Consider the following 6453-nt stretch of genomic DNA (forward strand, 5'->3'; position numbering starts at 1 on the left):
GTAGCAGAGCGCGGCGGCATCGCGCTCGTCGACCTCGGGCCAGTCGTACACCTCGGGCCGGTCGGCGAGCAGCGCGTCCCAGTGGTGCACGGTGATCCGGTCACCGGCAGCCGCCACCAGCGGCGCCGGGTCACCGCCGCCGACCACCACGACGTGCCGCACCGTGGTCAGCTCGCCGATCACCCGGGCCAGCAGCGGGAGCAGCGTGCTGTCGACGAGCACCACCCGGTCCTCGGCGTGGTTGGCGATGTAGACGACCTGGTCGGGGAAGAGCCGGATGTTGAGCGTGTGCAGCACCGCGCCCATGCTCGGCACCGCGAAGTAGGCGACCAGGTGCTCGTTGTTGTTCCACATGAAGGTGGCGACCCGCTCGTCCCCGGTCACCCCGCACTCGTCGCGCAGCGCGTGCGCCAACCGGGCGGCGGTGCGCCCCACCTCGGCGTACGTCATCCGGCGGGGCTCGGCGCCGGTCCAGGTCACCACCTCGGCCGTGCCGTGCACTCCTGCGCCGTGCTCGAGGATCCGGGAGACCTGCAGAGGGGCGTCCATCATCGTGCTACGCATGGGTAACAAGCTAGTGTCGCGGGTCACACGTTGGGAACCCCCGTAAGTTGTCGCAGGTGAGCATCTCCTGGGCCGACTCATACGTGGGGCAGTTGCGCGCGCTCGCCGGGGACCGGACGCTGATGTTCGTCGGCGCCCGTGCCGTGGTGAACGACGACGCCGGACGCATTCTGCTGATCAAACGCTCGGACAACGGCCAGTGGGCCATGCCGGCCGGCGCGATGGAGCTGGGCGAGTCGATAGCCGACTGCGCGGTCCGCGAGGTCCGTGAGGAGACCGGACTGCGGGCCCTGCGGGTCTGCGCGTTCGCCCTCTACACCGGCCCCGACCGGACGAGCACCAACATGTACGGCCACACGTACCAGGTGTTCACGACGGCGTTCAAGGTGGAGGAGTGGGACGGGCAACTGGCCCGGGTCACCGACGAGACCACCGACGCGGGCTTCTTCGCCCGGGACCGGTTCCCCGCCCCGCTCTCCACATCGGTCATCGAGACCCTGGCCGACCTGGACGTCTTCGAGCAGACGAACCGACTGATCCTCAAGTAGGTCGGCCCCGGAGTCTGCCGACTCCGGGGCCGTGCCTCACTGGGGCAGCCGAACCCCGGCGAAGTACCCCTCCTGGATCCAGTTCGGGTACGCGACCGGCAGCTTGGTGGCCTCATCCAGCTCGGTGAGGTCCTGCTCGGTCAGGGTGAGGTCCGAGGCGGCGATGTTGTCCACCAACTGATCGTGCTTGCGGGCTCCGACGATCACGCTCGTCACCGCGGGCCGGGACAGCAGCCAGGCGACCGCCACCCGGGCCGGGCTGACCTCGTGCCGCTCGGCGACGCCCTTGAGCACGTCGACCACCCCGAAGGCGTGCTCCGGGTCGAACGGCGTGAAGCTGGCGTAACCGGGCTGGGCGCTGCGCGCGCCGCTGTCGGCGACGGCCCCGTCCCGGCTGACCTTGCCGGAGAGGAAACCACCGGCGAGCGGGCTCCAGACGGTCAGCCCGACTCCCTCGTTGAGCGCCATCGGCACCACGTCGCGCTCCACGTCCCGGCCCAGCAGCGAGTAGTACTCCTGCACCGAGACGAACCCGGCCAGCTTCTCCCGGGCGGAGATGCCCAGCGCCTTGGAGATCTGCCAGGCGGCGAAGTTGGCGGCCCCGATGTAGCGGACCTTGCCCTGCCGGACCGCGTCGTCGAGCGCGCGCAGCATCTCCTCCATCGGAGTGATGTGGTCGAAGTTGTGGATCTGGTACAGGTCGATGTGATCGGTGCCCAGCCGGCGCAGGCTGTCCTCCAGGTTCTGCATGATGTGCAGCCGGGAGGTGCCGACGTCGTTCGGGCCGGGCCCGGTGCGGGAGTGCACCTTCGTCGCCAGCACGACGTCGCGACGCCGCTTGCCGAGCGCCTTGCCGAGCAGTTCCTCGCTCTCGCCGTCGCTGTAGCCGTCGGCGGTGTCGACGAAGTTGACGCCGGCGTCCAGCGCGGTGTCCACCAGCCGCTGCACCTCGGGCAGCGCCAGCCCACCGAGGGTGCCCCAGAGCGGGTGCCCGCTGCCGCCGAAGGTCATCGCGCCGAGCGAGATCTCCGAGACGTACACCCCGGTGGTGCCCAGCAGTCGGTACTTCACGTGTGTTGCTCCTCGTGGTGGGTGGGAGGCCGAGGTCAGGCCCTCCCTGGTCACTATGTCGGACACTGTGTCCGGCAACGAGCGTACGTCGCCGATCCGGCCCCCGGCCACCTAGGATTCCGGCTATGCCCTCGATCACCCGCCGCCGCCCGCGCAACCCCGACGGACGAGCCGCCGTCGAGGCACGGGTGCTGGCGGCCACCGAGCGCCTGCTGCGGGAGGGCATCCGCTTCACCGACCTCGGGGTACAGCGGATCGCCGCCGAGGCGGGGGTGGCGCGGTCGACCTTCTACACCCACTTCCGCGACAAGACCGAACTGCTCATGCGTCTCGCCGGCACCATGCGGGAAACCTCCTTCGGCCGCACCGGCGAGTGGAGTCCGGCCGGGCCGGGCGATCCGCTCGCGGCGCTGACCGAGGTCTTCGCCGACGTGATCCGGATCTACCGGACGTACGCCCCGGTCCTGGCAGCGGTCAGCGAGGTGGCCGCGTACGACGAGGTGGTCCGCGAGTACTGGGCGGCGGGGCTGGAGCGGTTCGTGGCCCGTACCGTGCAGGCGCTCCGCGTCGAGCAGGAGGCCGGACGTACCCCCGCCGACCTGGACGTGACGGCGGCCAGCCGGCTGATCGTGGTCGGCGGCGACCGCTTCCTTGCCGATCACGTCAGCGCCACTCCGGCCGACCCCGAGACCGACGCGGCGGCCGCCCGGGAGTTGGCGGCGACCTGGTGGTACGGCGTCTACCGCCGCCCCGCCTGACCAACCGGCCGCGCTCAGATCATCGTCTGGGACTTGGCCTCCATGTCGGCGGCCGCCTCCTCCTTTGACTCGCGGGTCAGCGGCTTGCCACCCGGGGCCGGGGCCTCGCCGCCGAGCGGGTCGGCACCACCGGTGGCGCCCTTCGGACCGGCACCCCGCAGCTGGGTGTTGGGCAGCGTCAGGGTGACCACCACCGCCACGATCGCGATCAGGCCGGCGGTCAGGAAGACCATGTCCAGCGCGTCGACGAAGGCGCCCTGGATGGCCGCGCGGACCGGCCCCGGCAGGGCCAGGATGGTGGCCGGATCGTTGATCGAGATGTTGGTCCCACCACTCGCCGCCACGGCGGCCTGCTCCTGCGGCGGGAGCTGCGCGATCGCGCCGGGCAACCGGTCGGCGAGCCCGCCGGTCAGCCGGGACGAGAGCACCGTGCCGAGGATCGCCACCCCGAACGAACCGCCCAGCGACCGGAAGAACGTCGCCGAGGAGGTGCCGGCCCCCAGGTCGCGTACGGAGACCGCGTTCTGCACCGCCAGGATCAGCGACTGCATGCACAGACCCAACCCGATGCCGATCACCACCATGTACCCGAACGCGACCCAGAGCGAGGTGTTCACCGCCAGCTGGGTGAAGAGGAACATGCCGGCCAGCAGGGTCACCGAACCGGCCACCGGGAACCACTTGTACCGGCCGATCCGGGTCATCGCGCGACCGGTCAGGATCGAGGTGATGATGATCCCGGCCATCATCGGCAGCATCAGCAGACCGCTCTGGGTCGGCGAAGCCCCCTTGACGATCTGCAGGTACAGCGGGATGAAGATGATCGAGCCGAACATCACCAGACCGATGATGAGCAGGGCTGAGTTGGCCAGCGCGAAGGTGGCACTGCGGAATAGCCGCAGCGGCAGGATCGGCTCGGCCACCCGGGCCTCCTGGAGGACGAAGAGCACCCCCAGCACCGCACCGACAACGAAGAGACTGATGATCACGCCAGAGCCCCAGGGGTACTCGTTGCCACCCCAGCTCAGCGCCAGCAGCAGGGAACTCACCCCGGCCACCAGCAGACCGGCGCCGAGCCAGTCGATCGAGTGGTCCCGACGTTCGAACGGGATCAACCGCATCACGTGGTAGCAGACGACGATGGCCAGGATCGCCAACGGCACGTTGATGTAGAAGATCCATCGCCAGTCGGTCTCCGCGAAGTAACCACCCACCAGCGGCCCGGCGACCGACGAGATCCCGAAGACCGCGCCGAACAGACCCTGGTAGCGGCCACGCTCACGGGGTGACACCACATCCGAGATGATGGTGAAGGCCAGCGTCAGCAGACCACCCGCGCCGAGACCCTGGATCCCTCGGGTGACGATCAGCTGGGTCATGTTCTGCGACAGCCCGGCCAGCAACGACCCGACCAGGAACGTGCCGATCGAGAAGAGGAAGACCGGTCGACGCCCGTACAGGTCGGCCATCTTGCCGTACAGGGGCGTCGACGCGGTCGAGGCGAGCAGGTACGCGGTGACCACCCAGGAGTAGTGGTTGATCCCGCCCAACTCGCCCACGATGGTCGGCAGTGCCGTGCCGACGATGGTCTGGTCGAGTGCGGCCAGCAGCATGCCGGTCATCAGGCCGAGCATGAGCAGCCGGATCTGCTGACGGTTCAGCACCGGCGCGTCGGAGGCTTCCGTGGTCATGTGCCCTTCTATCCCGTCACCCGCAGAACATGCGCCGAACCCCCACCCCAGCAGGGTTGATCATGAAGTTATTGCCATGACACCCGCGCAAGGCGGCAACAACTTCATGATCAACCGGGGAGGTCGGGGTCAGGGGGTGGTGAAGGATTTGGTGATCTCCGCGCAGAAGGCGGGGAGGTCGTCGGGTTTGCGGCTGCTGGTGAGGTTGCCGTCGGTGACGCACTCCTCGTCCACCCAGGTGGCTCCGGCGTTGGTCAGGTCGGTACGCAGGGTGGGCCAGGACGTGATCCGCCGACCCCGCACCACGTCCGCCTCGATCAGCGTCCACGGGCCGTGACAGATCACCCCGACCGGCTTGCCCGCGTCGAAGAACGCCTTCACGAACCGCACCGCGTCCGGGTCGCCGCGCAGGAAGTCCGGGTTCGCCACCCCGCCGGGCAGCACCAGCGCGTCGTACCCGGCGGCGTCGGCCTTGTCGACTGTCACGTCCACGTCGTAGGTCTTGGACTGGTCCAGGTGGTTGAAGGACTGGATGGAACCGGGCTTGAGCGAGACCAGCTCCGCCGTCGCGCCGGCGTTCTCCACCGCCTCGCGTGGCTGGACGTACTCGACCTCCTCGACGCCGTCGGCGGCCAGGAAGGCGATCCGCTTGCCCTGCAATGTCGCTGCCATCTCGTACATCTCCTCTCTGGGGGTACCCCAGTTCCCTTCCCGCCGCCGAACACCCGAAACAGGCCGGACAGGTCCGGACCGGTGCGGACCGGCCAGGCGCCACCGAAGGTGGCATGACCAGCGGCGGGACCGGCCGTCAGCCAGGTTTGTCGGCCAGGCCGCTGGGGACCCGGACGGGCATGGCAGGAGCAGCAGCGGAACAGCGCCGGCTCGCCACCGTCGTGGAGAGCTGGCTCGAACGCCCAGTCCTGATCGTCGGTGACGCCATGTTGGACGAATGGCGGTTCGCCGACTCCGACCGGCTCTGCCGGGAGGCGCCCGCCCCCGTCCTCACCCTGCGGCGGCGGATCTCCGCCGCCGGTGGGGCCGCGAACACCGCCGTCAACGTCGCCGCCCTCGGTGGCCGGGCGGTGCTGGTGGCACCGGTCGGTGCCGACGTCGCCGGGGACGAACTGCACGACTGCCTGGACCGGGCCGGCGTCTGGGACCGCACTGTCAACCAGCCCGGGCGGCCCACCCCGGTGAAGCGGCGGATGCTGGCCGGCAACCAGATCCTCCTGCGCGAGGACTCCGGCGACCCGGAGGACGCCCTGGACCACGACGGGGTGGCCCGACTGCTCACCGCCCTGAGTTGTGCCACCGAGGAGTTGCGCGCCGCCGCCGGTGGGGAAGCCCCGACCCTGGTGGTCTGCGACTACGGCCTGGGCGCGCTGCCCGCGCCGGTCCGCGCGTGGCTGGTCGACAACCGCGAGCGGTACGCCACCGTCGCGCTGGACGCCCACGACCTGGCCGACTGGCGGGGCCTCGCGCCGACAGTGGTCACTCCCAGCTTCGCCGAGGCGACCCGGCTGTTGGCCCGTGCGGGCGGCACCACCCGACCGACCGGCGGCACCGAACTGCACCTGGAGCACCCGGACAACGGCCTGGCCGACGGGCCGTCCGAGATGACAGCGGGTGCCGCCCCGGGCGCGGTACGGGCCGACGACGGCACCGGCAGCACTGCCCCGGGGCCGATCGGTGAACCCACCCCGGGCGAGGGACGGGTGGCCCTCACCGGCGACGGGCTCAGCGTCACCGGCACCGGCGTCACAGTGAACACCCGGGCCGGTGAGGGCGTCGACCGGGCCGTCCTGGCCGAATCGCGGCTGG

7 protein-coding genes are annotated in these 6453 nt (G+C 70.4%); 3 read left to right on the forward strand and 4 right to left on the reverse strand.

The window, feature by feature from the left end:
* Positions 1–564 (reverse strand): AMP-binding protein (locus tag KBX53_RS18280; RefSeq protein WP_210860561.1); only part of this gene is annotated, 564 nt, incomplete at its 3' end.
* A 56-nt stretch (positions 565–620) separates the two neighbouring features.
* Here KBX53_RS18280 and KBX53_RS18285 point away from each other — a divergent pair.
* Complete coding sequence (locus KBX53_RS18285; RefSeq protein ID WP_030334282.1) at positions 621–1112, forward strand: NUDIX domain-containing protein; 492 nt, start codon at positions 621–623, stop codon at positions 1110–1112.
* 36 nt (positions 1113–1148) lie between these two features.
* On the opposite strand, the gene KBX53_RS18290 is transcribed toward KBX53_RS18285, so the two are convergent.
* On the reverse strand, positions 1149–2183 hold the full coding sequence (locus KBX53_RS18290; RefSeq protein ID WP_210860563.1) for an aldo/keto reductase: 1035 nt from the start codon (positions 2181–2183) through the stop codon (positions 1149–1151).
* 125 nt (positions 2184–2308) lie between these two features.
* Here KBX53_RS18290 and KBX53_RS18295 point away from each other — a divergent pair, with 125 nt between their 5' ends.
* Positions 2309–2941 (forward strand): TetR/AcrR family transcriptional regulator, encoded by a 633-nt coding sequence (locus KBX53_RS18295; RefSeq protein WP_210860564.1) that lies wholly within the window; start codon positions 2309–2311, stop codon positions 2939–2941.
* Between the two features lie 14 nt (positions 2942–2955).
* On the opposite strand, the gene KBX53_RS18300 is transcribed toward KBX53_RS18295, so the two are convergent.
* Together KBX53_RS18300 and KBX53_RS18305 are read right to left on the reverse strand one after the other, a co-directional pair.
* Positions 2956–4632, reverse strand: a complete 1677-nt coding sequence (locus KBX53_RS18300) for an MDR family MFS transporter (protein WP_030334276.1) — start codon at positions 4630–4632, stop codon at positions 2956–2958.
* A gap of 129 nt (positions 4633–4761) precedes the next feature.
* Complete coding sequence (locus KBX53_RS18305; protein WP_210860566.1) at positions 4762–5304, reverse strand: type 1 glutamine amidotransferase domain-containing protein; 543 nt, start codon at positions 5302–5304, stop codon at positions 4762–4764.
* Between the two features lie 179 nt (positions 5305–5483).
* On the opposite strand from KBX53_RS18305, the gene KBX53_RS18310 reads away from it, so the two are divergent.
* Positions 5484–6453 (forward strand): PfkB family carbohydrate kinase (locus tag KBX53_RS18310; protein WP_247675818.1); only part of this gene is annotated, 970 nt, incomplete at its 3' end.

Origin of the sequence: Micromonospora sp. M51, assembly GCF_018070305.1 — a bacterium.
GTDB lineage: Bacteria > Actinomycetota > Actinomycetes > Mycobacteriales > Micromonosporaceae > Micromonospora > Micromonospora parva.

Bases quoted from the DNA above. Each gene is read 5' to 3' on its own strand.
- KBX53_RS18300 (WP_030334276.1), bottom strand. From the start codon at position 4,632: ATGACCACGGAAGCCTCCGACGCGCCGGTGCTGAACCGTCAGCAGATC.
- KBX53_RS18305 (WP_210860566.1), bottom strand. From the start codon at position 5,304: ATGGCAGCGACATTGCAGGGCAAGCGGATCGCCTTCCTGGCCGCCGAC.
- KBX53_RS18295 (WP_210860564.1), top strand. From the start codon at position 2,309: ATGCCCTCGATCACCCGCCGCCGCCCGCGCAACCCCGACGGACGAGCC.